General features: G+C 48.4%; 26 protein-coding genes. 18 read left to right on the forward strand and 8 right to left on the reverse strand.

The window, feature by feature from the left end; genetic code table 11:
• Positions 1-29: 29 nt before the first annotated feature.
• From EHO61_RS14960 to EHO61_RS14980, 5 genes are all read left to right on the forward strand, one after another.
• Positions 30-1,244, forward strand: a complete 1,215-nt coding sequence (locus EHO61_RS14960) for a metallophosphoesterase (protein WP_135814368.1) — start codon at positions 30-32, stop codon at positions 1,242-1,244.
• A gap of 64 nt (positions 1,245-1,308) precedes the next feature.
• A complete protein-coding gene (locus EHO61_RS14965) occupies positions 1,309-1,953 on the forward strand; it encodes an MORN repeat-containing protein (protein ID WP_135814369.1) in 645 nt (214 codons plus the stop codon).
• A 126-nt stretch (positions 1,954-2,079) separates the two neighbouring features.
• Positions 2,080-2,508: a DoxX family protein gene (locus EHO61_RS14970; RefSeq protein WP_135814370.1), complete on the forward strand. Its 429-nt coding sequence runs from the start codon at positions 2,080-2,082 to the stop codon at positions 2,506-2,508.
• A gap of 166 nt (positions 2,509-2,674) precedes the next feature.
• A complete protein-coding gene (locus tag EHO61_RS14975) occupies positions 2,675-3,100 on the forward strand; it encodes a host attachment protein (RefSeq protein ID WP_135814371.1) in 426 nt (141 codons plus the stop codon).
• Between the two features lie 184 nt (positions 3,101-3,284).
• Entirely contained in the window at positions 3,285-4,835 is a 1,551-nt protein-coding gene (locus tag EHO61_RS14980) for a glycerol kinase 5 (protein ID WP_135814372.1), read from the forward strand.
• On the opposite strand, the gene EHO61_RS14985 is transcribed toward EHO61_RS14980, so the two are convergent.
• Positions 4,836-5,267, reverse strand: coding sequence for a hypothetical protein (locus EHO61_RS14985; RefSeq protein WP_135814373.1), 432 nt, complete (start codon positions 5,265-5,267; stop codon positions 4,836-4,838). It lies immediately after the preceding gene.
• A gap of 106 nt (positions 5,268-5,373) precedes the next feature.
• Here EHO61_RS14985 and EHO61_RS14990 point away from each other — a divergent pair, with 106 nt between their 5' ends.
• The 4 genes from EHO61_RS14990 to EHO61_RS15005 all read left to right on the forward strand — a co-directional run bounded on the left by EHO61_RS14990 (position 5,374) and on the right by EHO61_RS15005 (position 10,849).
• Entirely contained in the window at positions 5,374-6,609 is a 1,236-nt protein-coding gene (locus tag EHO61_RS14990; RefSeq protein WP_135814374.1) for an alpha/beta fold hydrolase, read from the forward strand.
• Positions 6,610-6,824: 215 nt separating this feature from the next.
• Positions 6,825-8,672: a SpoIIE family protein phosphatase gene (locus tag EHO61_RS14995; RefSeq protein ID WP_135814375.1), complete on the forward strand. Its 1,848-nt coding sequence runs from the start codon at positions 6,825-6,827 to the stop codon at positions 8,670-8,672.
• Between the two features lie 53 nt (positions 8,673-8,725).
• Positions 8,726-10,093: an ammonium transporter gene (locus EHO61_RS15000; protein ID WP_135814376.1), complete on the forward strand. Its 1,368-nt coding sequence runs from the start codon at positions 8,726-8,728 to the stop codon at positions 10,091-10,093.
• 87 nt (positions 10,094-10,180) lie between these two features.
• Positions 10,181-10,849, forward strand: coding sequence for an LIC11874 family lipoprotein (locus tag EHO61_RS15005; RefSeq protein ID WP_135814377.1), 669 nt, complete (start codon positions 10,181-10,183; stop codon positions 10,847-10,849).
• A 2-nt stretch (positions 10,850-10,851) separates the two neighbouring features.
• Here the strand turns inward: EHO61_RS15005 and EHO61_RS15010 are convergent, their stop codons facing one another.
• From EHO61_RS15010 to EHO61_RS15030, 5 genes are read right to left on the reverse strand one after another with little or no spacing between them, the layout of a single operon-like run.
• Complete coding sequence (locus tag EHO61_RS15010) at positions 10,852-11,259, reverse strand: zinc ribbon domain-containing protein (RefSeq protein WP_135814378.1); 408 nt, start codon at positions 11,257-11,259, stop codon at positions 10,852-10,854.
• Entirely contained in the window at positions 11,260-11,811 is a 552-nt protein-coding gene (locus EHO61_RS15015; RefSeq protein ID WP_135814379.1) for a cytochrome c-type biogenesis protein CcmH, read from the reverse strand.
• Positions 11,808-13,991, reverse strand: coding sequence for a heme lyase CcmF/NrfE family subunit (locus tag EHO61_RS15020; protein ID WP_135814380.1), 2,184 nt, complete (start codon positions 13,989-13,991; stop codon positions 11,808-11,810). The genes EHO61_RS15015 and EHO61_RS15020 overlap by 4 nt, the downstream gene beginning before the upstream one ends.
• Positions 13,988-14,416: a cytochrome c maturation protein CcmE domain-containing protein gene (locus EHO61_RS15025; RefSeq protein WP_135769107.1), complete on the reverse strand. Its 429-nt coding sequence runs from the start codon at positions 14,414-14,416 to the stop codon at positions 13,988-13,990. Before EHO61_RS15025 ends, EHO61_RS15020 begins: the two co-directional genes overlap by 4 nt.
• A gap of 12 nt (positions 14,417-14,428) precedes the next feature.
• Positions 14,429-15,247, reverse strand: a complete 819-nt coding sequence (locus tag EHO61_RS15030) for a YdcF family protein (RefSeq protein ID WP_135814381.1) — start codon at positions 15,245-15,247, stop codon at positions 14,429-14,431.
• A gap of 127 nt (positions 15,248-15,374) precedes the next feature.
• Between EHO61_RS15030 and EHO61_RS15035 the strand changes: the two genes are divergently transcribed.
• On the forward strand, positions 15,375-15,911 hold the full coding sequence (locus tag EHO61_RS15035) for an Mpo1 family 2-hydroxy fatty acid dioxygenase (protein WP_135814382.1): 537 nt from the start codon (positions 15,375-15,377) through the stop codon (positions 15,909-15,911).
• A gap of 36 nt (positions 15,912-15,947) precedes the next feature.
• On the opposite strand, the gene EHO61_RS15040 is transcribed toward EHO61_RS15035, so the two are convergent.
• Positions 15,948-16,730 carry a helix-turn-helix transcriptional regulator gene (locus EHO61_RS15040; RefSeq protein ID WP_135814383.1) on the reverse strand — a complete coding sequence of 261 codons (783 nt, stop codon included), beginning with the start codon at positions 16,728-16,730 and terminating at the stop codon, positions 15,948-15,950.
• Positions 16,727-17,566 (reverse strand): alpha/beta fold hydrolase, encoded by an 840-nt coding sequence (locus EHO61_RS15045; RefSeq protein WP_135814384.1) that lies wholly within the window; start codon positions 17,564-17,566, stop codon positions 16,727-16,729. The genes EHO61_RS15040 and EHO61_RS15045 overlap by 4 nt, the downstream gene beginning before the upstream one ends.
• A gap of 147 nt (positions 17,567-17,713) precedes the next feature.
• On the opposite strand from EHO61_RS15045, the gene EHO61_RS15050 reads away from it, so the two are divergent.
• The 8 genes from EHO61_RS15050 to EHO61_RS15085 all read left to right on the forward strand — a co-directional run bounded on the left by EHO61_RS15050 (position 17,714) and on the right by EHO61_RS15085 (position 24,447).
• Positions 17,714-18,091 carry a DMT family transporter gene (locus tag EHO61_RS15050; protein WP_135814385.1) on the forward strand — a complete coding sequence of 126 codons (378 nt, stop codon included), beginning with the start codon at positions 17,714-17,716 and terminating at the stop codon, positions 18,089-18,091.
• 27 nt (positions 18,092-18,118) lie between these two features.
• Positions 18,119-18,997, forward strand: coding sequence for a polysaccharide deacetylase family protein (locus EHO61_RS15055; RefSeq protein ID WP_135814386.1), 879 nt, complete (start codon positions 18,119-18,121; stop codon positions 18,995-18,997).
• A gap of 78 nt (positions 18,998-19,075) precedes the next feature.
• Positions 19,076-20,248 carry a CaiB/BaiF CoA transferase family protein gene (locus EHO61_RS15060; protein ID WP_135814387.1) on the forward strand — a complete coding sequence of 391 codons (1,173 nt, stop codon included), beginning with the start codon at positions 19,076-19,078 and terminating at the stop codon, positions 20,246-20,248.
• Between the two features lie 89 nt (positions 20,249-20,337).
• Entirely contained in the window at positions 20,338-20,682 is a 345-nt protein-coding gene (locus EHO61_RS15065; RefSeq protein ID WP_135814388.1) for a hypothetical protein, read from the forward strand.
• Positions 20,679-21,017 (forward strand): hypothetical protein, encoded by a 339-nt coding sequence (locus EHO61_RS15070; protein WP_135814389.1) that lies wholly within the window; start codon positions 20,679-20,681, stop codon positions 21,015-21,017. Before EHO61_RS15065 ends, EHO61_RS15070 begins: the two co-directional genes overlap by 4 nt.
• 686 nt (positions 21,018-21,703) lie before the next feature.
• Positions 21,704-22,261, forward strand: a complete 558-nt coding sequence (locus EHO61_RS15075; RefSeq protein ID WP_135814390.1) for an AfsA-related hotdog domain-containing protein — start codon at positions 21,704-21,706, stop codon at positions 22,259-22,261.
• A gap of 30 nt (positions 22,262-22,291) precedes the next feature.
• Positions 22,292-23,089, forward strand: coding sequence for a fatty acid desaturase family protein (locus tag EHO61_RS15080; protein ID WP_135814391.1), 798 nt, complete (start codon positions 22,292-22,294; stop codon positions 23,087-23,089).
• A 5-nt stretch (positions 23,090-23,094) separates the two neighbouring features.
• Complete coding sequence (locus tag EHO61_RS15085) at positions 23,095-24,447, forward strand: protoporphyrinogen/coproporphyrinogen oxidase (RefSeq protein ID WP_135814392.1); 1,353 nt, start codon at positions 23,095-23,097, stop codon at positions 24,445-24,447.

Consider the following 24,447-nt stretch of genomic DNA (forward strand, 5'->3'; position numbering starts at 1 on the left):
ACGGAATCCCCAGGTCGGATATCGTAGGCATGGAGTTTGAATTGCAGAGATTTTTTATTTTCCTCGGAATCTTTACGGCGATTTTATCGCTGGCGTACGGTTATTCGCTGTTTCGTCTGAGCGAACCCTTTCGGCTGAATTCCTGGCAACAAGCGGTTCTGTTGGGTTCGGTTGTTTTCTTCGTTCTACTTACGCCGACGGCGTATTTTTTCAGTCTCTTCTATCGGGAAACCCAGTGGCAAAAACTTTGGGCTTACGCGGCGTTTACTAGTTTGGGATTTTTTACCCTTCTCTTTTCCTTCGTGATCTTTCACGATTTAAGCAAGTTGGTATGGAAAGGATGGGTATACATCTCCGGGTATTTTTCTCCGGGCCCGAGCGAATTCGCGCAAGGAAATTCCTCCGATATGAGCCGCTCCGATTTTCTGGCGCAGCTGACTTCCTTGGCGGTCCTGGGATTCACCGGCGGGTTGACCGCTTTCGGCTTTTACCAAGCGCATAAAAAGCCTTCCATCAAAGAAGTCAAAATCAAGGTGCAAGGATTGCCGGAGGGATTGGAAGGTTTCCGGATCGCGCAGCTCTCGGACATACATATCGGTCCGACGATTAAAGGCGGATTTTTGCAGGACGTGGTGGAAAGAACGAACGCCCTGAACGCGCATTTGGTCGCGATTACCGGGGATCTGGTGGATGGACCGGTGAGTCTTCTCAAGGAACACACTCTTCCGCTCCGCAACCTTCTTTCCGAATACGGAACGTATTTCGTTACGGGAAACCATGAGTATTATTCTGGTGCTCTCGCCTGGATCAGAGAATTGGAATCCATGGGAATACAGGTTCTACTGAATCAGAATAAGCTCATTTCCCACAACGGATCCAGAATCGCAGTTGCGGGGGTGACGGACTACAAGGCCCATTCCGTCCTTCCGAATCACAAGACAGATCCCCAAAAGGCGGCTTTCGGTACGGAAGCTGCGGATTTTAAACTTTTGTTGGCGCACCAACCCAACTCGGTTTTCGAAGCGGCCAAGGCAGGATTCCATTTGCAATTATCCGGCCACACCCACGGAGGTCAGTACTTTCCCGGAAATCTTTTGATTCACATTTTCCAGAAATTCGTAGCAGGTCTTTCCCGCTGGGAAGATACGCAACTTTACGTCAGCCGCGGAACCGGATATTGGGGGCCGCCTTTGCGGATCGGAGCCCCTTCCGAAATCACGCTGCTCGTTCTGGAAAAAGCCTGAACGATTTGCGTTTGACAATCTCCTCCGCTTCGTGTTCCTTTCGAAGAAATCCGAAGGAGAGGAGATGCAGGAGCGAAGATCCCTAATTGCAGCGCATAAAAATCGGTTCTCGAAACCCGGAAACCGTTTTTGGAAGAAACGCTTTCTTTTAGCGCTACTTTGTTTTTTCACCTTGGTATTTTTCTCCTTTCCTCTCTTGTCGGGTTGCGGAAAGCCGAAACCGAAAACCAATTCGGAACTGGAACGACTCAAACCGAAAAAGAAAAAAGACGATCGGGAAATGGATCCCGACCTTTCCGCTCGTGAATATTTCGACGAAGACGCTCAAGGCAAACCTGTGGAAAAGAAAAGACCTTCCGAGGATCGGGATTCGGAATTGAGAGGTTATTCCAAAAAAGGACTAGGTTGCAAAAAGGGAAATTGCAAAAACGGGGAAGGAATCTACGTGTACGAAACCCGGGACGTGTACCTCGGAAATTTTTCGAACGAAAAACGTCAGGGAAGAGGAATATTAGTATATTCTGATGGAGATAAATACGAAGGGAATTGGTCTACCGACGAAAAATCCGGATTCGGAACCTATTTTTTTCGGGACGGTTCGGTGTTTCGCGGCGAATTTTCCGGAGGCGGGGCGGGTAGGGGAAAATTCAGTAAAAACGGAAAATCCTACCAATGTAGATTAGAAAGTCGTAAGATACTCTGCAAATAGTCTCCTTTTGGCGTTTAGAAACCCCTGGGTTAATCGATCGTTCGTTATAGAATCCTTTTTTTTCTCTTCCCCCTTGCTTTTCTTTCGTTCGGGAATACAATTTTTCCCGTTCCAGAGGAGGTTCTCATGGATAGAGTCAATCACTGGTTGGACGAACATCGGGATTGGTGGATCGATATCATTCGGATGTATCTCGGAGGAGTTCTACTTTATAAAGGATTGGAGTTCTTGTCGGATACGGATGCGTTGATTCGTTTAATGGAAATGCATAATGCGCCTTTTGCTTCCGCCTTGATGGCCCATTATATAGTCATCGCGCATATATGCGGAGGGGTTTTGCTCTTCGCGGGATTATTGACGCGTTTCTCCGCCGTTTTGCAGCTTCCCGTTTTGATCGGCGCCGTCCTGTTTATTCACTCCAAGGAAGGGTTCATGTCTGCCGGTTCGAATCTACCGTACGCAAGTATGATCCTGTTGCTGTTATTACATTTTTCCCTGTACGGATCGGGAAGAATCTCCGCCGATTTCTATATAGATACGCACAGGAGCGTATAGATTTCGAATCTCAGCCCTTTTTGCATCGCTCGAATAAAAACCGATTCGAATTCCGCGGAGAGCGGGAAAAATCATTGAACGAAGACTTTCCTTCGTATAAAACTATGGGACCGTTTCCGTCCTTCTCCGGAAGGCGAATCGGTTCGTAAACAGGAGGATAGCTTGTATGAAAAAAAAGTGGGTGGTGGTTGCGAATCGAAGCGAGGCTAAAATTTTCGAATACCAAGGACCGGCGCAGGGGCTTAAACTCGTTCAATCCATGGAAAATCCGGACGGTCGATTACGTAATTCTGAATTGGTTACCGGATCCGGCCACGGTTCCCGTTCGGATTTCGATTTTTCTTCGGAACATGAACCGAAAAAGAAAGTTGCGGAAGCGTTCGCGGGAAAACTTTCCGATTTCGTAAATTTAGAAAGAAAGAAGGATTCCTTTTCGAATTTTATCCTAGTGTCGGAACCCGGTTTTATGGGAATGATCCTAGGCAAGTTGGACGAAAAATCTAGGGAAAGGATCTACCACAAAATGCCCAAGGATATCGTTCATATAAAGGAATCAGGCCTACTCGGACATTTGAGGGAGGTACTCGTATAAAGTCTTAGGACTTTTCTTGCCGAAACGTTCGGACCGTCGTCGTAAGGATTTTCGGAATTCGGAACTCATGGACGCGATCCGAGCGCTCAGGCTTTTCATTTTCCTGGTAAAGGAACAAAACCTTCATTGACGAGATGCCGTTCTTCTAAATTCTTCCTGCAGAAAGAAAAGGAAAATTTCGACTATGGCATCCGTTAAGGAAAAGTTCATACTCTCTATAGATAGCGGCGGTAGCGGAATCCGCGCGATCCTTTACGATAAAAAAGGTAGGATTGCGGAACGCCAGTACGAAAAAACTCCACCCATACTCAAAGAACCCGGCCAACTCGAGCACGACCCGGAAGTCCTATGGAAGGCGCTACGATCCGTAGTGGGAAAAGCGTTACGCAAAAAAAGAATTTCCGCCTCCAGTATCGCCGCGATCGGAATCTGCAACCAAAGGGGATCGTTTCTTCTCTGGGACAAGCGGAGCGGAAAGCCTCTTACCCGATTGATCAGTTGGGCCGATGTGCGCGCGGGGCATACGGCGGAAGAAATGAACGCAAACGGAATTTGGAAAACGATACAATTCGTTTCCAGAATCGCGAGCTGGTTGACTCGTCAACCGATGTTGATCGCTACATACATGCTGAAATTCACGACGGACCACGCCTCAGTCCGCTTGAAATGGGTTTTCGATAAACAGCCCGAACTGAGAGAAAGAGCGAAGCGGGGGGAGATCCTCTTCGGCACGCTGGATACTTGGTTCGTGTACAGATTGACGAATGGAAAAGAGCATGTTACCGATCCGTCGAACGCGACCGTGACGGGTATGTTCAATCCGTTTCAACTTCAATGGAATGCTCCTCTTTGTTCGATCTTCGGAATCCCCATACGAATCTTTCCGACCGTAAAGGATACTGGTGCGGATTTCGGCACGACCGATCCTTCCCTGTTCGGAGGGGTTTCCGTCCCGATTCGTGCTGTGGTGGGCGATCAGATGGCGGCCTTATTCGGTCATTGCTGTTTCGAAAAAGGAGGAGTAAAGATCTCCCAGGGTTCGGGAGCCTTCGTGGACATGAACATGGGCGATTCTCCCAAGCTTTCCAAAAGAGGACTCTTCCCGATGGTCGCGTGGAGACTTTCCGGAAAGCCCAAATATATGTTGGAAGGTTATATAGGAACCGCCGGGACTCTCATCGACTGGTTGGGAAAGGGTATCGGTCTTTCCGACACTCCTAAAGTGTTAAACGAACTTGCGGCCCAAACAGAGGATACGGAAGGGGTCGTATTCGTTCCTACGCCTTCCGGGATTCGCTTTCCGTATTTCAATCCTAGAGCTAAGGCTTCCGTTTTCGGATTATCATTGGCCACTCACAGACGCCATGTCGCGAGAGCGGTCTTGGAGGGAATTTCCCTTTCACTGTACGAAATCCTGGAAGGGATCAAGGACGATACCAAGGTTCCGGTAAAAGAGATCATGGTGGACGGAGGGGTTTCCCAGTCCGATATTTTACTACAATGTCTGGCCGATTTTTGCCGAGTGGATGTAAAAAGAGCGCCCGAACCGGATATGACGGCGACGGGAGCCGCTTATCTCGCCGGACTGGCCTGCGGTTTTTGGAAAGACGAAGCGGAATTAAAGACTTTACAAAAAGGTTATAAAGTCTTTAGCCCGAAAATGGAGGAATCCGTCAGGAAGGCGAAATTGGAAAGATGGAAGAAGGCGGTCGCTTCCACCTTGGAGATCGAATAATTATAGGATGCGGATGGAGCTGACGACCGCGGTCAGGTCTTCCGCCAATTCCTCGGAAGGAGCCTCGTCCCCGTTATAAGTCACCAGGATCATTTTTTTTCGGGAAGCGACCAGATAGACCATCCAATGTCTTCCGTCCTCCTTTAAAAATTCGCAGGCTATGATTTTGCCTCCTTCATTGTTTTCGAAAAAGGCGGCTTTGTCCGACTCGTAGACGATTCCGTGGGTGACTAAATAGCGCTCCATCTCCTCCTCTCCGTCAAAACTTCCTTCCTTGTTTTCAAACGCGTACACCTGCATTGCCCCCGGGCCGTCCTCTTCGAAGAAAGCCGGGATTCCTTCGATCACGATGTGTTGCCAATGAGCGGGAATGACCATCGTGTACCAACCGGAAGGGGAGCGATAAATTCTGTATTCGACCTTGCGATTCATGATTCGAAAAATAGGTTCCGATGCCATTCTAATCCCGAGAAAATTCAGGGCAAGCACGTTCGGGAAGACTTGACACCGTCTTTTCGACCTCGGATGATTTCGGATCGTGATCGCAATCCTTAAGAACCGTAGAGGCCCTTTTTATCTTATCACCACTTTTCTGGCGATCGTAGCGTTCGCGATTTTCGCTTCCTCGCTTGCGATCCTGTTTTCCGTTTTTTTAATCGCGATATTGCTCTCTTATCCGATACTGCTGGACTGGATTTCCAGACTATACGGACAGGAGGATATCGCGGACGAAGTTCATTTTGCACGCACTAAGGACGGTTGGAATATTGCGCTGCACAGGCATATTCCTCCTCAACCGAATCTCGAATTGGCTCCGGTTATCGTTGTGCACGGAATTGCGACGAATAAATTCGTGATCGATCTGGACAAAAGACATTCCCTTCCTTTTTTTCTGAAGCTGAGAGGATACGAGGTGTATTCCGTTTCCTTGAGAGGAGCCGGATCGTCCTACCACGAAAGTGGAAGCGGTTATGAGGATTTTACTTTCGACGATATGGCCAAATACGACGTTCCCGCGATCATCCAGAAAGTGACCAGACTCACCGGAAGTCCGAGAGTGAGTTGGATCGGACACTCCATGGGGGCGATGATTTTGTACGCTTTTTTCGGGATCTGCGACAAAGCGGAAAAGGAAAAGGTGGCCGCCTTCGTTTCCCTAGGAGGTCCCGGAAACCTGAACCACCTTGGACTCAGTTTGATCGGTCTGCTTTCCAGATTTCCGAGGGCTCGGAAGGTTCTGGATTTGAAATTCGGCGCTTCCATGCTCGCTCCCATTGCCGGGGAAATCTTTACTCCGGTGGACGAAATACTCTACAATCCGAAAGCTACGAAGGCCAAGACGGTGAAGAAGGTCATGAAAAACGCGATCGAGAACATCAGCGAAGGCGTGATCGAACAACTCATGTCTTGGATCGAGACCAAGAAAATGATCTCCCTCAACGGCTTTTATGATTATATCGATCTGCAAAAGGAGATCACGGTTCCGAGCCTATTCGTCGCCGGAGCTCGGGATGCAATTGCCACGCCGGATTCGGTGAAATTCGTCTATGATCGTGCTCGCGCTAAGACCAAGGATTTTTTGGTCCTTTCTAAGGAAAACGGGGCTTCGGAGGATTACGGGCACGGCTGTCTGCTTCTCGCGGAAAAGGCCGAGGACGAGCTTTTTCCGAAAATCGAAATCTTTTTGAGGCAGAACGGAACTCGAAAAAAAATCGGCTGGATGGGAAAAATTCGCCGAAACCTCCAGACCAAATGGAAAAAACTGCGTAGATAATTCTAGATTTCTTCCTTAAATATATACATCCTATCTCTTTAATAACCATTTCCATTTCTTTTTCTAAGCAGATAATGCTCATTAAATAAGCAATATCTGCTTAAATAGCCTTTTTATGAGCATTATCTGGTAGGTTGGTCTCTTGGTACGCTAATTGCATATCGTTAAAAAAGAACCAAGCGAATCTTCAAAATACCGATTCGTAGGATTCCGATATGATAGAACTCAAATTTGGGCAAAGAAAGGTCGTCACGTTTCGCGGTGCGAGAAAGGTCGTCGGAGGATTAACGGAAAAGAATAAGATCGATATCCTTTTGTACATCAGCAAGGAATTCGCGAATGCGGATAAGGAAGAGGACCTTTACGATATCGTCATCAGTTTATGCAAAGACATCTTCGAGTGCGACAATACGACGCTACGAATGTGGAGGGAAAAGTTTCTGGATCCGGTTCGATTCTTCAAGGAGACGGATCCGCCTAGAAGGAAACTCGGCCAGGACGAAGGGTATTCCGGATTCACCTTTAAGACGAGGATGCCTTTGCTCATCCAGGACTTAAGCCACCATCCCGAATACATTGACGAAGGGGAAAGTACCCGTGCGATCATGTGCGTTCCGATCATGTACAAAGAGGAATGCCTCGGCACGATCGCGGTGGAATCCGATACGGAATTTTTTTACCGGGAAGACGATCTGGAAATCCTGGAAGCCCTAGGATCCCAACTCGCCTTGGCCATCACGAGCGTGCGTCTGATCCAAGGTTTGGTCCTGGCGAACGAAAGAGAGGCGCAAATCCTAAAACAACTCGAATGGGACATGCGTATGGGACGCAACGTCCAGAGTCAAATCGTGGAGACCCGCATTCTCGCTTGGAACGGTCTTCATTTCGGGACCCACTACGAACCTATGACGGAAGTGTCCGGTGATTATTTTAACGTTGTCCGTCAAGGGAACTCCATCACCGCGATTATCGTGGACGTTTCCGGACATGGAATCCCGGCCGCCTTGGTAACCATGTCCATTCACTACCAGTTCCAGAGATGTACTTCCTTGGGTATGGGTCTCGGCGAAATGTTGGCCGAACTCGGAGAATCGATCCGTCCCCAACTTCCGGACGGAACTTATTTTACCGCTTTCGTGTTGAAGGTTTACAGCGATTACACGTACTCTTACGTGAACGCCGCCCACCAAAAGATGCTCCATTTCCATTCCATGACCGGTAGGGTGGAGGAACTGGACACTGCCGGAGTCCCGCTCGGTATCTTCGAAGTGGAACGCAACAATTTCGAGGAAAAACACGGAAGGATTCTTCCCGGAGATATCCTCTTTCTTCCTACCGACGGAATCGTGGAGCAGAAGAACGAAGCCCGCCAGGAACTCGGAAACCAGCGATTCATAGAATGGATCCGCCAGGAAAAAGCGACCATAGAGGAACAGAGGGATAAGATTTTCATCGAGGACCTAGTAGGTTCCTTAATCGGTAGGTTTAAACGATTCAAAGGGGATATGAGAACGGGGGACGACGTTTCCCTCTTGGCGTTGCAGTGCAATCCGGAATTAGGAAAGGCAAGATCTGTGCTTTCTTTAGCCAAAGCGGCCGCAAAGAGTAAGAAAGATCAGATGGCGTACGAAAAGGCTCTCGAAGTCTTTTCCATGGACGAGTCCCTGAAGGACAGTCTTCTCCTCCTCGGCAAGATGTATTACAGGGATCGTAACTTCGAAAAAGGCGTTCAGTTCATAGAGAAATACGTCCGGACAAGCGGGGAGGAATCCGAGCATATCCAATATCTGCTGGGTCGCGCATATTACGAATTGGGTAACATTTCGGAAGCTAAGAAAGCGCTCAAGAGATCTTTAGCGATCGACCACACCTATGCCAAGTCTAGCCTACGCTTGGCTAGATGTTACTTAAAGGAAAACGAAACCGCTAAGGCGATCAAAGTTCTCCAGCAGGGAGTGAAAAGCGCCCCTACGAACGAGTATCTTAAGATCTCCTTGAAGAAGTTGGAGGAATTGGTCCGCAAGAAAGGGGCGGAAGATGCGGCGGAGAGAGCTGCAGTGTAAAAAACGGAACCGTCAGGAATGATTTTTAGAGAGAAAAGGAGACTTAAAACAATATGCGCATACTGGCAATACTAATGCTCGCGCTCGCCGCGAGTGGACTTTGGGCGGAGGGAACCACACCGGCGGCGGCTCCGACGCCGGATAACGCGACGCTCAACACCATGATCACGACGCTTAGGAGCGAAACGAACTGGTTGTGGACCGCGATTGCGGCTTTTCTAGTGTATTTCATGCAGGCGGGTTTTGCGCTGGTTGAAGCGGGATTTACTCGTGCAAAAAACACGGTCAATATCCTGATGAAGAACTTCATGGATTTTGCCATCGGTTCGCTCGCATATTGGCTCATCGGATTCTCCATCATGTTCGGTCCGCAATTGCTTTCGGGCTTCGGCATCGGAATTCCGGGACTAGCGGACGGCTTGATCGTTAAGGGTGGTAAGCCGGACGCGGGCGGATTCACGTTTTTTATCTTCCAGCTCGTGTTTGCCGGAACGGCCGCTACGATCGTTTCCGGAGCCATGGCGGAACGCACGAAATTCATCGCATACGTGATTTTCTCCGTTGTGATTTCCGCATTGATTTATCCTGTCTTTGGTTCCACCGCGTGGGCAGGTTTGTTCGGTCTCAATAAGGGTTTTCTGGAAACGAAAGGCTTTATCGATTTTGCGGGTTCCACCGTGGTTCACTCCGTGGGTGGATGGGCCGGCTTGGCCGGTGCCCTGGTTCTCGGACCAAGAATCGGAAAATACCAGGACGGGAAAGTGGTTCCGATTCTAGGCCACAACATGACGATCGCGGCCCTTGGAGTGTTCATACTTTGGTTGGGTTGGTTCGGATTCAATCCGGGTTCCACCACTTCGGTTACCGGCGGTCTTTTTGCGATCATCGCGGTCACTACGAACTTTGCCGCGGCCGCTGGTGCGGTTGCAGCGATGATGACGACCTGGATTCTATTCAAAAAACCGGATATAGGTCTGACTTTGAACGGAGCTCTGGCGGGATTGGTGGCGATCACTTCTCCTTGCGCGAACGTAAGCATTTCTTCCGCCGTCGTGATCGGTTTGGTGGCAGGTGTTCTCGTGGTATTCAGCGTGCTCTTTTTCGATAGAATCCGGTTAGACGACCCGGTAGGAGCGGTTTCCGTACACGGAGTCTGCGGCGCCTGGGGAACTCTTGCCGCAGGTTTATTTGCGGAAGAAGCTTACGGTGGAATCAACGGCTTCTTTTTCGGAGGAGGTTTCGGTCCGGTCGTGACTCAGATTACCGGAATCCTTTTCGCCTTCGTATGGTCGTTCGGAGCTTCCACACTTCTGTTTCTTGCGCTAAAATATACGATCGGTTTAAGAGTCTCCGAAGACGAAGAAATCCAAGGATTGGATATTTTAGAACACGGAAACGAAGCTTACCCGGTTTCCAAGTAATTCTAAAAATAAGAGACCCTCGCATTTGCCCTGCGGGGGTCGTCTTTTCCCATTGACGAATTCCGCCCCGTCCCCCCGAATGAAGGTATGACCTTGGGGAGACTTGCCTGTAGAATTTCCTTTTTGACGTTTTTCTTTTTGCTGCTCGGTTGCTTCGATTACGAAGAAGTGCTGACCATCAATCCTGACCTTTCCGGGGTGCTTGAGGTGACTTACATCGTCCCCACAAAGAAAAAGTCCGACGAGTCCCTAATCAAATTTTTGCCTACGCGAAGGGACGAGATCCTCAGCCGACTAAACAAGGGTTTTTTTTCCAAAAGCGTGGTTTTGAAGGATTATAGTTTTCAAAAACTAGAAAGTCCCGAAGCGGAGCCCGGAGCGTTTCGGGAAAAGGCAAAGGTGAATTATAAGGTGGAATTCGCGGATATCACCCAGATAGAAGGGATTTTGATCGGCAGCGTGCAGATCAAAAAGGAGAAGGCGAGGACGATCTATATCAAGAGGGAATTTCCTTCCGCCACTCGCGCGGCGGATTCCATGCAGATGGACGGAGAAAAGAAAGTCTTCGGAGAAACCTTACGCTTGATTCGGACGAATTCCATGAATTTTCGCGTGAACTTTCCGATCACTTCGATCTGTACTTCCAATCGCGGGGAAGTAAATCTGGGACGACTGAGTTATCGATTGCCTTTATCGGATACCATAGAGAAGGCCGGGAATAAGTCCTGGGATTACCGGATCACTCTGGTGTATTGATTTTAGGATAGAAGTTTGGTGCCGCATTCGGGGCAGAATTTGGCGCCTACTAATTCGATCTTGAAGCCGCATTGGTGGCAATATTTTTGTCTCGGAACGGGATTCTTTTCCTCCGAGGATTGTTGCGGGCTCTTTTCCGACCAGGTCTTGATTTTCCGATCCTGTTCCTCCAACTCCTGTACGATTCCCGCCGAGATGGACTTGAACTCGGGATCCGTCAGTTTTCCGGTGTCGAATTCGATTTTTAGATCTTTCAGATTTTCTAATAAAACTTCCCTTCGATTGACCAGTTCCTTTTTTTCGGTTTCCAGCTCCGAACCGTTCTCTCTCTTTACGAACCTCACGTACGCAAAGGGAGTCACTACCAGTGCGGCGAGCAGGAGGTAGAAGAATATCAAAAGAAAGTCCATTTATTTCTGCTTCTCCTCTATTTCGGAAAGATATTTTCTAAAGGCTTCGTTTTCCTGGCTCGGATTCGCATTCGAGGCTTTTGCGGCCGTGCGTTTTTTCAGATAGAGAAACATCAGTAGAATTCCCAACGCTCCCGCCATAAATAAGCTCGCGTCTATCCAAGTTGAATCGGGTTTGGCGAGAATATCGGGCCCGAATCCGTAGACCACGCTTTCCGCCATTCCGGTGTTTCCGGATTCTATGAATTTCGCGATCACCGGATCTTTGACGGCGTCGGGCCCGAATCCTTTTACCATCTTTTCCACGATCGTATCCGCAGATTCTCCGGATCGGATCCGATTTTCGATGAACACTTTCAGTTTGGCCGAGACCGTGCAGTTGTTAAACGAACAACTCTTGATGGCGATGGAGGGAATGCAAATACATCGTATCCTTCCGGTCACGTCGTGAAAGGCTCGAATCTCCTGCGGATCGGTCAGATTCGTGAACGTGGACTCGGCGGAAAGCGAAGATACGAAAAAGAGAATTATTGGGATGAACGAAAGTTTCACGGCCTATTCTCTCCGATCGGAAGCAGGATCAATAAACCGGAAAGGAAAAAGAGAAGCGAACCCGCCCAAATGAATTTGACCATGGGGTTGATCCAAACCTCCAGATTCGCGACGATCTGTCTAGGAAAGCGCAGGTATTGTTCCGATTTGAGATCGGGATCTCGGGTGAAGAAATAGCTCATGAACAATCTGGGAAGATCCGGGTTTTCGTCGGATAGATCCGCGTGTTCGATCGCTCCTAGTTGGACGTACAGATCCTCCTTGGGAGTGGAAGCTATTGCCGGTTCGCTCGTAGGGATATGAGTTTCGAAATCTCCGCTCAAATGGGAAATCTGAGGATAAAACCTTCTTTCGGTGACCATCGTCGCGAAATCCTTCAATTGACGTTTTACCTCGAAGGTCGCCTCGTGAGTGACGATCACGTTCCGGTGATTGACGCCTTCGTTGGGATCCCCGTTGACGATGGGTTTGATCTTTAGGCTGCTCGCGGCAATAACGTAATCCCCGAGCACCGCGGTATCCTGACTGGTATATACGACTTCGTTTGCTCTCGGGAGTTCCAAAAAGTAGAAAAATTTGACGGAGGTATTCTGCTTGAAAGCGTTTCCCGCCAAGCCGACGAATAAAATCACCATGGAGAGGTGGACCAGATACCCGCCGTATCTTCGTTTATTCTTCAATAACATCCGAATTCCGGCTGTGAAATATCCTTCCTTCGGATAGGAGATCCTTCGGGCCGCGATTCCGCGATGGTATTCCTGGGCGATGCCCGCTAGAGTAAAGACCGCCAGACCCACCGTTAGCACGCTGTAGACTTCTCCCAATACGTCGCCTAAGCTGTAATCGCTAATGGAATAATTGCGAGAATAGTAAAAGATATAAGCGGCAGCCCCGAGAACTCCGGCGATCAGCGGTTTGAAAAGCGTGGCGAAGAAAATCTTATCCGCCCCTTTTCTCCAAGCTAAGAGAGGCGCGGAACCCATCAAAAGTAGCAGCAGAATTCCGGAAGGAACTCCCCAAGAATTGAACCAAGGCGCCTTGAATTCTCTGCCGTACAAAAGCGGCGAGAACACTCCCAACAAAATGGACAGAGTGGCGATCACCAGTAGGAAGTTGTTCAGAAGGAAACTTCCCTCCTTGGAAGTCATTGCTTCCAGATTTCTTTCCGGGGAAAGTTCCTTTCTTCTATAGATTAAAAAACCGCAATATACGAAAAAGCTGATCCCTATGTATATGATGAAAGGGGTGCCTATCGTGGATTTGGAAAAGGAGTGCGGTCCTTCCAGAACTCCGCTTCTTGTGATCCAGGTTCCGAGCAGACAAAAATGGAAGGCCAGGATGATCAGGAGCATATTCCAGAATTTCAGCATTCCTCTTCTTTCCTGAATGATCATGGAATGTAGGAATGCGGTGGATAAAAGCCAGGGCATGAGACTCGCGTTCTCCACCGGATCCCAGGCCCAATATCCTCCCCAGCCCAATTCTTCGTAGGCCCATTTGGATCCTAATAGGATCCCCGTTCCCAAAAAGAACCAGGAAAAGATGCTCCACCTACGGACGAACCGGAACCAGTTTTCGGAGAGTTGTCCGGTGATCAGAGCGGAAGTAGCGATCGAAAACGGAATCGCAAAGCTGACGTAGCCCACGTACAGTATGGGCGGATGGATGATCATGGCCCAGTGCTGTAGGAGAGGGTTCAGTCCTCTTCCGGCCGCCGCTGCGGGTTGGAATTCCCGGAAAGGCTGTGCGTCCGGAAAGAAGATGGCCAAGAAAGAGAAAAAGCAGGCAAGCACCGCTAGGCTCAGGTTCATAATGGGAACCCGATCGTTGACCAGTTGTCTGGTCTGCCATAGGACCAAAAACGTAAAAAAGGAGAGAAGAAGATTCCAGAAGAGAAGGGATCCCGAAGAACCGGACCATACGGAAGTCATCTTATAGAATAGGGGAAGGTGCTCGCTCGAATGCATTGCCACATAGTAATTACTGAGATCCGTGCGGACCAATTGGACCACCAAAACCGCAAAGGCGAGCAAGACCACCCCGAAGTTGGTCATCAGTGTATATCGTCCCAGTTCGATTCCTTGCGGATCGTTTCGGAAAATTCCGTAAGAGGTCTGAACGATGGAAAAGAGAAGAAGGGAAAAAGAAGTGATGAGGCAGAGCGCTCCGAAATCGTTCATCGGGACCCGCTTTCATATTCTTCTGCAGAGGCTTCCTGATCGGAATAACCCGCTTCGTATTTGGAAGCGCATTTTGCCTCTACTCTATCCGCGACGAGAGTTCCGTTTTTCCAGACTCCGTCCACTCTGGCGCGAGTGCCTTCCTTGAACGCATCCGGGAGAAGTGTCGCTCCCGTGAAATACACGGGGACTTCCCGATCGTTCAGTTGCAGAACGAATTTGGCGGTTTTTCCCTCGCGGACAACGGTCCCTAGTTTTACGAATCCTCGCACTCGGAGCAATTCATCCCCGTCGTACTTTGCGGGGTGAGCGGCGAGTTCCGAAGCATCCAAAAGGATATAAGAGGTTTCTTTGGAGGAAAAAAAGGCGATGGCTCCCAAGGAGAGAGCGATTGTACCGGCGAGGATTGCGAATTTAACGTTCATCGTTTTTACTGGCTAGTCCTTAGACCAAGGAAACCGGAGCCTAAGGGGAAGAAAAGTGGAAATACGTTCGCGGGCGTCGTAAACCAGGAGTCCGATCCTCTCCTTCCAAACAGTGCTGGTGAGCGCGAGGGTGTGGGCCGAGGGAATGAAGGAATCCAAAGTTAGGACTTTGATCTGGGAATTGTAATCCGTAGGCCAAGGATGAATTTTCAGCCCGGTCTTACGAAACACTCTCAAAGACCTTTCCATGTGAAAAGCGGAAGTGATTAAAATCAGGGATTTCCACCCCTTTTTGCGGAAGATCTCGGCGGTATATTCCGCGTTTTCCTTGGTATTCCGGCTTTGGCTTTCCAAAAGAATCGCGGTTTTAGGGATTCCGAAAGATAGGAAAAAAATCTCCGCGAACTCCGCTTCTTTTTTGGTTTGGAAGAGCAGATTTCCGGAGCCGCCGGTAAAAACGATGCGGGGCGCCTTTCCTTCTTTGTATAACAAAATCGCATCCGTCATCCGTTCCGCGGAAGGACCCAACTGAGGCCTGTCCGAATAAAGGTTCATATTGTCCACGGCTCCTCCCAGTACGACGATCGCGTCCGCTTTGGGGAGCTCTTTGGAGGAAACCGGCGGATATTTCTCTTCTAATCCCTGAACCAGCCATTGGGAAAACGAATCCGTAGAACAGATCCAGAGAAGTAGCAAAGGGAGGCAAACTGCGATTCTTTGCTTCTTTTGCGGAAGCTTGAGTCCGGCCCAGAAAGCCAAAATCAAACAAATCGGCAAAGGAAATAGGAAGATCCCCGCAATCTTGGAAAGTACGAAAAAAACAGTTTCCATTCGTTACTCTCTTTTATTTCGAACAAGTATTCTGCAATGGATTTTTTTGGGAAAAAGGCAGATTCGTTCAAGCGAAATCGAACCGAATGGATTTATACTGGAGACATCTTCGTTAGGGAGTGCAACCATGAGATTTGCAAAAGAGATGGTCTTTTACTCGGCGTATCACCAGGAAAAAAGGAACATCTGGATCCACGTTTTGGGGGTTCCCACCATCACGTTTACTTTGTTCCTCGTATTGAGCCGGTTTACTTTGTTTTCGGTGGCAGGTTTCGAAATCACTGCGGCGACGATCTTTGCTGCGGTAGTGTTGGCTTATTATTTCACCCTAGACTTTATTTTCGCCTTTACCACGGCTCTCGTCTTCGGTTCCCTTTTGTCTCTTGCCCATTATCTAACGGCTTCTCTGGAAGCATCCACTGCTTGGACGGTCTTCGGAGTGGCACAGTTGGTAGGCTGGGGAGCACAGTTTTACGGACACTTCATCTTCGAAAAAAGTAGACCGGCCTTGTTCGATAACCTGTTTCAAGCGATCGTATCCGCGCCTATCTTCGTGGTGGCGGACGTATTTTTCGAATTGGGTCTCAGAAAAGACGTTCAGGAAGCGGTCCGGAAGGAACTCGCCGCCCAAGGGAAATTGAAAGACTTTCGACCGGCGCACTGAGAGAAGGAAGGGCCCCGTCGATTTCCCTTCTGAGCCCTATGTGCAGAATACGACCCGGACGGAACTGTTCGGGCCTAAAAAACGGGAGGGCTGTACGCCGAACATTTTCTTGAACGTCCTGCTGAGATGTGCCTGGTCCGCGAACCCGGCGGCATAGGCTGCGTCCGTAAGATTTCCTCCGTCTTTTAACAAGGTGGCGGCTTCCTGTAATCGTAGCCAAAGTTGGTACTGGCGAACGGGCAGTCCGAGTTGTTCCTTGAACAAATGCATGAACCTCGTTTCGGAAAAACCGGATTCCTCCGCCAGTTCCGGAACGGAAACGGAATTCGGAAGAGAACGTTTCATTCTTTCCGTGGCCGCCCGGATTCTCGGATCCAGAATCCCTTTAGCGGGCGTTTCCGCACCGATCGCGGAGAGTATGTCTTCGAATAAGAGTTTTGCGGAGTCGCATTCCAACCTTCCTTCCAAAAGATCCTTGCAATCCTTGCGGATCGGTTCCAAGTCGTTGGCCGGAATTTCGTGGATTCCCTTACGACCGTACTTGGCCGCGATCGAGGAGTAATCGCCGCTATGCGGATCGAATTGGAGTACGACGATTTCGGATTCTTCCGCCAATAAAGAGTGATGGAAATTCGGAGAAAGGATTACGGCTTGGTACGAGGTCCGAATGCCTTCTTCCGTCTCGATTTGAAAGGGAGAAGAAATCGAAATGAGAATCGAAGCCGCATAATGGGAATGCGCTTCGGTTACTAATCCACGATTTGCGAATAGGATCCTTCCTTCGAAATAAAAAAGGGCTCCCGTTTTGGATTCCTTCATTTCTCTATTCCTAAGACGTTCCGGATCCGATTCCAAGTGCGTTCCGGTTCCTCGAAAGGGAAAAAATGAGTGGCATTCGGCCAGATTTCCAGAGTGGAGTTTCGATTTCCTTTCACGATTTCTCCCGCGGCCTTGGGGGAACAAACTTCGTATTTTTCCGGAATGGTGATATGCGCTTCGACCTTGATTTTAGGGTACTGGAATAGGCTGAGTAGATTCGCGGAATTGAATATTTTCGCCTCTAGTTCCGGAGGGCAACGGAGTACTACTTTGTCTTTTTCTTTTCGGAAACAGCTTTTAAGATAATCTTCGAAGATTCCGTCGTCCCAGTTTGCGAAAGCGCTGCGTTTGCGGTAAGCCCTCCGGATCAAGTTCAGATCGGAGAACTCGCGACGACGGGATAGCGCTCCCTTTGCCATAGCGGTTCGAAAGAAATACGCATACAGGACGGACTTGATGTCGAGAACGACCGGATCCAGCGCTATGATTTTTCGGAATTTTTCCGGACGTACATAGGAGGAAAGGAGAAGGCTTGCTCCTCCCATGGAGTGGCCGATTCCGATGCAATTTTCCAGATTTTCCGATTCAACGAGAGCTAAAATTTGATCCCGAAAGAAAGACCAATTTTTCCATTCCAAACTGGGCTGCGATTCCCCATGACCGCAGAAGTCCAAGGCAAGAACGCGAAACTTCTTGGAAAGTTTTTCCGTATAATAACGATAGCAACCGGCGCTATAACCGTTGGCATGCGCGATCAAAACGGGAGGAGCTTTTTTTCGTCCGGCGTCGATATAGGAAAGACTAAGCCCTCGGAACTGGAATGTTTTTCTCTGCATCGGAGATTTGCCCTTGATCTTTCCCGTAATTTTCTTTCGATGGATTAAAAAAGTCGGAAGTCCGGCTTCTCTTCCGGGAAAATTCTTCAAACTTTCTCTCGGTGGAGTTCTAAGGAAAGAAAAATTGGACCCGGGGGGCCGATTAGAATGAAAGCAACTGTCGTGGCAGTATTCGTAGTGGCATTATTCTTCAACGCTTTAGCGAACATTCTGATCAAAGCAAGTTCCTTAGGAGATAAAACGGATACAGTGCCGGGAATCGAAGGTCTGGTCCGGAGTTTCCTTCACCCCGTATTCTTTGCGGGAATCGCTTCGTTCGGGATCGCCCTGCTCGGATACAGATGGGTGTTGGGAAAAGGGTTGAAGCTTTCCTTAGCGTATCCCGTTTTTACCTCGGCCGGTTTCATTATCGTTCTGCTCGCCTCTACCTTTCTATTTAAAGAAAAATTAAATTGGTCCCAGTGGGCCGGAATCCTTCTGATCGTGGCCGGAGTTTGGCTGACGGCCGGCGAAATGTTCGACTGAGTTCTCTTCCTTTTTTCGAACCGTTTCATGCGTTTTTCCGCGCTCATTTTATTCTATACCCTCGTCTTCTCTTGCGCTACATCTCCGGACCGCAGGGATCCTACGGGTAGTTCCGCGAGGTACGGGGCCGTCGGATTTTACGACGGAGATCCGGTCCCGGACAAGGTGGCCTATTTGACCTTCGACGACGGACCTTCGGACTGGACCTCCGAAATTCTGGACGTTTTGAGATCCGAGAAAATTCCTGCGACGTTTTTCATCTGCGGGATTTGGGCTCCGAACGTGAATCGCACGAACAATAGCTTTCGAAAATTCCGGGACGTACTGGTTCGGATGAGAAGAGAAGGTCATGCCGTGGGAAATCATACGATCGGTCATAGGAATCTCATGCCCTTGTCCGAGGAAAAAATCCGCAACCAATTCCGGGAAAACCAGGAAATGTACGATCGCGAACTCGGAAAAGAATCCGCGCCGATGACTCTTTTGCGTCCTCCTTTCGGTTCCCCGTTCAATCGTTCCGTTTCCGAAGAATCCAAGAGAAGAGTGGGGCTGGCATTGAGACGCGAGGGAATCGTGGCAATGTGGTCCAAACATTTCGACTCCTCGGATTCCAAGGATTGGGTCCGTGGAGAATGGTACGAAAAAGGCCCCCGAGTCAATCTGGACGACGAAAGATTCAAAGCGAAGATGGAGAGGATCTATTCCAGACTCGTGAGTGGTGCTAACGGAAAGGGGATCGTGGTTCTCTTTCACGACACCCATCCGACAACCAAGGAAATCCTGACCTCCGTGATCCGAAAGTTACACGCCGAAGGATACCGATTCGCGACGATGGAGGAATACTCCCTCTGGCGTTGGGGGAAGTCCAGCTCGGAGCTTTTGGTTACCGAACGGAATTCGGAATAAGTTCTTCTTCGAAAAAGTCTTTTCACATCTCTGCTTAGCGCAATACCTGCCTGAATCCAATCAGGGAGCCGCAAGAAAATGAACAAAGGTCCACTTTCCGGCGTAAAAGTCATCGATCTCAGTCTTTTGTTGCCCGGACCTCTTTGCTCCATGTACCTCGGGGACATGGGAGCGGAGGTGATTAAAATCGAGAATCCAAGGGCAATGGACGCCACGAGAGTGATGTTCAAAAACGAAAAAGGAGCTCCTTCACTGTTTCTGATGCTGAATCGGAACAAGAAAGCCATCACTCTGAATTTAAAACGGGAAGCTTCCAAAGAAATCCTGTTTAAATTGTTGGAGGACGCGGACATCCTATTAGAAGGATTCCGACCAGACGGTTTGGCAAAAATGGGGCTCGGATACCAGGACTTGAAAGACCGATTTCCTCGCTTGATTTACTGCGGGATTTATGGTTACGGAGATTCGGGTGCGTATCGGGATTTTGCCGGACACGACCTGAATTATTTGTCCTTGTCCGGAGTGCTGGCCCAAACCGGGAAGAATCCGCAGGCACCAGGTTTTCAGTTGGCCGACATAGGCGGAGGAACCTTGACTGCCCTCTCCTCGATTTTAGCGGCGCTGTATTTTCGGGAAAAAACCGGTAAAGGGCAAAAGATCGCGGTTTCCATGATGGAAGCTTCTCTTCAATTCGTCTCTCTATATGCGGGAATCTACTCCGCGACGGGAACAAACCCGGAAGGGGGAAACGAACTTCTATCCGGAAAGCTCCCGAATTACAATACCTACAAGACAAAGGAAGGTAGATGGGTTGCGCTAGGAGCCTTGGAGGAAATGTTCTTCAAAACCTTTCTGCGCCAAGCCGGTTTGGACACCCATTTGGAAACGACTCCTTTGGACGAGGGGCACTTTGACTCCTGGAAAAAGATCCTGACGGAATATTTTTCCTCGAAGACCTTAGCGGAATTGCAGCCGATCTTCGAAAACCCGGATTCCTGCCTGACCCCCGTTAAAACCATGGACGAGGTAGCCATCGATCCGGTTTTGCGGGAAAAAGGAATGATTCTAGACCGGAAGCATCCCAAATTCGGGGATTATATCCAGTTCGGTTCCCCGTTTCCCTTCTCCGAGACAAAGGTATCTTATCGGTCCGATCCTCCGGAACACGGGGAACATACGACGGAAATCCTGAAATCCTTGGGATACAGCGATGCCGATATCGAGGAGTTTCGGAAAGAGAAGGTCGTTTGAGTCGTTCAAATGTAAAATGATTAAATAATTCTCTTTCAATAAGAAATTTTCTTTTCATAAATCAGTTTATATAATTATTTACTGAATTAATGGCAAAGAAAATTTTGATGTTCGGTCTAATTCTCTTTTCTTCGATTTCTGGGTTCGCGTCTTGCTCTTCCGGAGAAGTGCTGATCCAGCCGAAATTGACAGGAAACGAGAAGATCATTCGTAGAGTAAGTGGTGAGGCCTGCGGTTTTATGGGGCTGGCGCTGCCGGGTTACTATTTTGTTCCGATCCAGCAAAACTCCAGGGTGGAAAGGGCGTATGCGAACGCACTGATGCAAGCTCCCGGCGCTGTCGCATTGACGAATATGACAATAGAAGAGAGTTGGACCTGGGTAGTGCTCGGGACCTTACGTTGTTTGAAAATTTCGGGAGATGCGGTGCAATGAGAACCATCCTATCACTTTTCCTCACTGCGGCGACCGTACTCACGGTCGGATGTAATTCCGTTCCGTTGAACATGCCCGCTAACGCTCCGTTGAAAACGGAAAAAGGACAATCCATAACTTCTTATCCGATTTCGGCCGAGTCTTGCGGATTCCAATTGCTTCTGTTTATTCCGATCGGAGTCAATTCCAGACAAGTGGAAGCTTATAGCAAATTGATTTCCCAATCTATCGGAGGAAGGATTTCCGATCTCAAGATGGAGGAATCCTGGTACTACGGACTTGTAGGGACCGGATATTGCACCCGTTTCTCCGCGTTGTTATCTAGAGCAAATTAAAAAGTAAAAAGAAATTCTGCCGGATCATTTCCGGCAGGGTTATTTCCTCCTTCGATAGAATTCTCCTCCCTCTTTTTTTCTTCAATTGTAATCAACTCTACGCCACATTGAGGCATTTTTTCCATTTTTTGGTGAAATAAATTCGAGTTGGTTTGTATTCTCTAGTTCCCCTTTTTGGAATTCGAATTAGTATATTAATAAAAAATAAAGATGTAATTCGTTTAACTACAAGGATGTTTTTATTTTCGTTATTCTAAAAAGGAAAATTCGAATTGGAATGTAGATTTGTCTCCTTTTCGAGTTGTTTGCTCCTTTGTGTCTTTATTTTTCTCCCGCATCTTTTTCGTTTTTAATTCTCTTTTCATATTAAGGTTATGCTCACTTTGGCGATTCTATCGAATGTACAACGGATAATCGTCGTTATTCGGATTCTGAATTTTATATTACATTCGTTGTTATATAAAATTAGAGGGCCATTTTGCTTATTATCTGTACGATGGGATGTAATAATCAAAGTAACATTCATTATAAAATCTTAAAGTTACGATTTCATTTTGTTTTTGGCTCCGTACAAAAATTTATTTACAAAGTGGAAGCCGATCGAGAAAAGTTGGCAAAAAATAAAGACGAAAAGTGTCTCAGTAAGAAAAGGCATTTCGCCTAACAAATGAAAAAGGATGTAAAAAATGTCTCTGATAGAAGAAAAACCGCAAATCGTTAAGGAACATTCCGGAATGGAATTGGTGGAAAGTTTCGATAGGAAGCTCGTTCACAAATACAACGAAGAGAATGTTCTTTTGTCCGGCCTCGATAAATTGAAAAGCGATGGAGAGCATGAAAAGTATCTGATTACCGTAAGGGTAAAGATGGATCATTCTTTCTTCTTCGAACACCCGAGGAATCACGTGCCGGGAATGTACATCATCGAAGCCGGACGTCAGGCGGGGCTCGCGATCGCCCACAAGTTTTATTCAGTTTCCTTCGAAAGCGAGTTCATACTGAATCAATTGACCGCCGAGTTCTTTAGCTTCGCGAATATCTGGCAACCTTTACAGATCTTGATCGAGGCGAAGGACGTGACTTGGAGAAAAGGACAGCTCGTCAGTTACAATTTAAAGGGAACCTTCCTGCAAAATTCGAAGGAGATCGCGGCGATCTGCGGAATTTTAACCGTAATGGGTAAGAACATTATGGAAAAGCTCGAGCGATCGTTTTCCAAATTGGAACCGGAGTCGAAAGCCTAAAGGCGAAAGACGAAAAGGGAAAATACAGAAATGGAAACTAAGAAAAAACAATTGGGTATTATCAGGCATAGAGCCGATCTACGCCCCTTTTTTTGGGTGTTAGGGGTCGGCTCTCTGCAGTTTTGTGCGTTTTATTTTTGCGATTCGGTCGAATCCGCGATTTATTCCGCACTAGCTCTATTCATCCCGCAGGCGTTGGTCGGCCCGATCAGCCATAACCACGCCCACTATTCCATGTTGAAGCCGAAATGGATGAACAAGGTTTTGGAAGTGCTTATGTATTTGGAGTCCGGTCAGATGGCGAGTAAGTTCCGTCTCCATCACAACTTCGGCCACCACCTGCATTATACGGATCCCAAAAAGGACACTTCCACTTGGGTCCGTTCGAACGGGTCTTCCATGAATCGTCTGGAATACATCTTTATGTATTTCGCGACCTATACGTATAGAACCGTTCAGGTGGGAAAATCGCATCCGGCTCTTTTGCGCCAATTCTACTGGCAGCAATTCTTCGCGACCGCTGCGATCGGTATTCTGGTTTACCTGAATCCGCTGAACGCGTTGATCCTATATCTGGTTCCGATGCTTCTCTCCTGGTTGGTGTTCATCAATTTCACGTACGACAACCATATCGACCTACATTCTAAGGACGATTACGAGGCCTCGATGACCAATACGAATCCGCTTATTAATTTTATGATATTCAATAACGGATACCACTTGGCTCACCATATCAAGCAGGGTCTCCATTGGTCGGAGCTTCCCGAATTTCACAAATCCATCGAACACAGGATTCCGGAACATTTGCGTCCCGTGATCGTAAGGTGATCGATATGAAGCAGAAATCGGTAGCAGTCATAGGCGGCGGGATCTCCGGGATCGCAGTCGCCCATTACCTAAGGGAAAAAGGGATTCGCGTTCAGATCATTGAGGCCGAGGACAGACTCGGAGGAAGGATGGCAACCGCGTCTCTTCGCGGTCGAGGTATTGCCTTGGGAGGAAAAAACATCGGAGTGAAATATTCCCTTTTTCGGGAATTTACGAAGTCCATGGGAGATCACCCTTTCGAATACTTCGGCTTGAACTCCTCTCGGATCCGGAATGGAAAAATCGTCACGTTCGATGAAAAGAAGAGATGGAGAGGAATGTTGGAATTCGCCAAGTCCTTTTCTCTCCGCGACCTAGTTCGGATGATTCCTATGATCCGTGCCGTCAAGGCCGATCGGATCAAGGACGGTTATCTGGGAAGTCCTTTCTTTCAAAGTTGGCAAAGAAAAACCAAGGATGCAAAGCTTGCCTCAGTGTTCCGCAAGAATCTTGTAGAGCAGTTCATCCGCCCGATGACGGTTCGGATGAACGGAGCCGAGCCGGCAGAGGCCAGCGTAGGGAATTTCGGGAGCAATCTGAGCGTAGCGTTCGATACCTACGAACAGTTATCGAACGGATTGGATCCTTTATTCGAGCGTTTCTCCTCTCTGGTTCCTGTGAGACTTAACACGAGCTTGGAATCTCTGATCGTCCGCGAGGGAAGAGTCGTGGGAATCAAGGTGCTCCAGGAAAAGAGATTGGAGGACCTTTATTTCGATCATGTCGTATTGACGACTCCCGCTTCCGTCTCGGCCTCTCTCTTGCGGAACCATTTTCCGGAATTGAGCGGAACTCTCGAGCAGGTCAGGTATTTTCCGGTTGCGGTCGTCGTAGCGGAATACGCCAAACCGGTGTTTAACGAGAAAGTTCGGGCTTTAGTTTTCCCTTCGGACAAACCTTTGAGTAACGCGGGCGTTTACGGTGTGAACGACAGACATATCGTACGATATACGTTCAGCGGAAAGTCGGCTAGGGATATTCTTTCGGGTCAACCTTCCTTGGAGGATCTGGTCGCACTCGGAGAAAGAACTTTGTCGGAATTCATCCCGTTTCGGGAGAACCCTCGGGTTTCCTTTACCGGAAAAGTCATGAAACTCGGGTTGTGCGCTTATGCGTTCGATTACGAGAGATTCAGAAGGGACTTCGACTTTCAATCTTCCGCAATCCAAGGGCTGGAACTGACCGGAGATTATCTTCGAGGCGCTTCCATCGAAGCCTGTTTTAGAGCCGCAAAAGAATGCGTGGACGGACTACAGATTTCGGATGCGCGGATTCAAAACGGCAAAGAGGAAGAAAAAGCCTTGGCGGCGAGTTATTAG

The organism is Leptospira fluminis (genome assembly GCF_004771275.1).
Lineage (GTDB): Bacteria > Spirochaetota > Leptospiria > Leptospirales > Leptospiraceae > Leptospira_B > Leptospira_B fluminis.

Excerpts from the sequence above, each read along its gene's own strand:
- EHO61_RS14995 (WP_135814375.1), top strand. The coding sequence starts at position 6,825 with ATGATAGAACTCAAATTTGGGCAAAGAAAGGTCGTCACGTTTCGCGGT.
- EHO61_RS15025 (WP_135769107.1), bottom strand. The coding sequence starts at position 14,416 with ATGAACGTTAAATTCGCAATCCTCGCCGGTACAATCGCTCTCTCCTTG.
- EHO61_RS14965 (WP_135814369.1), top strand. The coding sequence starts at position 1,309 with ATGCAGGAGCGAAGATCCCTAATTGCAGCGCATAAAAATCGGTTCTCG.
- EHO61_RS15085 (WP_135814392.1), top strand. The coding sequence starts at position 23,095 with ATGAAGCAGAAATCGGTAGCAGTCATAGGCGGCGGGATCTCCGGGATC.
- EHO61_RS14975 (WP_135814371.1), top strand. The coding sequence starts at position 2,675 with ATGAAAAAAAAGTGGGTGGTGGTTGCGAATCGAAGCGAGGCTAAAATT.
- EHO61_RS15070 (WP_135814389.1), top strand. The coding sequence starts at position 20,679 with ATGAGAACCATCCTATCACTTTTCCTCACTGCGGCGACCGTACTCACG.
- EHO61_RS15065 (WP_135814388.1), top strand. The coding sequence starts at position 20,338 with ATGGCAAAGAAAATTTTGATGTTCGGTCTAATTCTCTTTTCTTCGATT.
- EHO61_RS15055 (WP_135814386.1), top strand. The coding sequence starts at position 18,119 with ATGCGTTTTTCCGCGCTCATTTTATTCTATACCCTCGTCTTCTCTTGC.
- EHO61_RS15045 (WP_135814384.1), bottom strand. The coding sequence starts at position 17,566 with ATGCAGAGAAAAACATTCCAGTTCCGAGGGCTTAGTCTTTCCTATATC.
- EHO61_RS15060 (WP_135814387.1), top strand. The coding sequence starts at position 19,076 with ATGAACAAAGGTCCACTTTCCGGCGTAAAAGTCATCGATCTCAGTCTT.
- EHO61_RS15050 (WP_135814385.1), top strand. The coding sequence starts at position 17,714 with ATGAAAGCAACTGTCGTGGCAGTATTCGTAGTGGCATTATTCTTCAAC.
- EHO61_RS15020 (WP_135814380.1), bottom strand. The coding sequence starts at position 13,991 with ATGAACGATTTCGGAGCGCTCTGCCTCATCACTTCTTTTTCCCTTCTT.
- EHO61_RS15040 (WP_135814383.1), bottom strand. The coding sequence starts at position 16,730 with ATGAAGGAATCCAAAACGGGAGCCCTTTTTTATTTCGAAGGAAGGATC.
- EHO61_RS15035 (WP_135814382.1), top strand. The coding sequence starts at position 15,375 with ATGAGATTTGCAAAAGAGATGGTCTTTTACTCGGCGTATCACCAGGAA.
- EHO61_RS14960 (WP_135814368.1), top strand. The coding sequence starts at position 30 with ATGGAGTTTGAATTGCAGAGATTTTTTATTTTCCTCGGAATCTTTACG.
- EHO61_RS15030 (WP_135814381.1), bottom strand. The coding sequence starts at position 15,247 with ATGGAAACTGTTTTTTTCGTACTTTCCAAGATTGCGGGGATCTTCCTA.
- EHO61_RS15010 (WP_135814378.1), bottom strand. The coding sequence starts at position 11,259 with ATGGACTTTCTTTTGATATTCTTCTACCTCCTGCTCGCCGCACTGGTA.
- EHO61_RS14985 (WP_135814373.1), bottom strand. The coding sequence starts at position 5,267 with ATGAATCGCAAGGTCGAATACAGAATTTATCGCTCCCCTTCCGGTTGG.
- EHO61_RS15005 (WP_135814377.1), top strand. The coding sequence starts at position 10,181 with ATGACCTTGGGGAGACTTGCCTGTAGAATTTCCTTTTTGACGTTTTTC.
- EHO61_RS14970 (WP_135814370.1), top strand. The coding sequence starts at position 2,080 with ATGGATAGAGTCAATCACTGGTTGGACGAACATCGGGATTGGTGGATC.
- EHO61_RS15000 (WP_135814376.1), top strand. The coding sequence starts at position 8,726 with ATGCGCATACTGGCAATACTAATGCTCGCGCTCGCCGCGAGTGGACTT.
- EHO61_RS15075 (WP_135814390.1), top strand. The coding sequence starts at position 21,704 with ATGTCTCTGATAGAAGAAAAACCGCAAATCGTTAAGGAACATTCCGGA.
- EHO61_RS15080 (WP_135814391.1), top strand. The coding sequence starts at position 22,292 with ATGGAAACTAAGAAAAAACAATTGGGTATTATCAGGCATAGAGCCGAT.
- EHO61_RS14980 (WP_135814372.1), top strand. The coding sequence starts at position 3,285 with ATGGCATCCGTTAAGGAAAAGTTCATACTCTCTATAGATAGCGGCGGT.